We start from the raw sequence: 328 nt of genomic DNA on the forward strand, positions 1-328 counted from the left end.
CAGTAACGGTTTCAGCTCTTTACGCGGGCTTAAATTCACGCCGTGGCGTTTATAAGCCTGTTTTTTGATGTGCAGAGCCTTGTTGTACGCAAAACGCACCGCACCGAACTGGGCATTAAGATAGTCAGCCTGTTCTGGTGTCGGATAAATGCGTACTTTTGTGGCTCTTAACATAGTCAATGCTCATTGATATAATTCATCTATTTTAACAGGTTAGGTGGATATATCAATTGAGTCATCAGTATGAGGCACTGGAGGGATTTCTCCGAAAACGGCACAGCGTCAGTAAACTGGTTGTGCATCTGATTTTCACGACAAAGTACCGTCG

General features: G+C 44.2%; 1 protein-coding gene and 1 pseudogene. One reads left to right on the plus strand and one right to left on the minus strand.

Going from position 1 to position 328, the window contains the following annotated elements:
* The coding region (locus ABR397_RS23615) for a helix-turn-helix domain-containing protein (protein ID WP_350307254.1) at positions 1–174 on the minus strand (174 nt) is incomplete at its 3' end.
* 56 nt (positions 175–230) lie between these two features.
* On the opposite strand from ABR397_RS23615, the pseudogene ABR397_RS23620 reads away from it, so the two are divergent.
* Positions 231–328 (plus strand): annotated as a pseudogene (locus ABR397_RS23620) (IS200/IS605 family transposase); the annotation flags it as partial.

Origin of the sequence: Photorhabdus viridis, assembly GCF_040256935.1 — a bacterium.
GTDB lineage: Bacteria > Pseudomonadota > Gammaproteobacteria > Enterobacterales > Enterobacteriaceae > Photorhabdus > Photorhabdus viridis.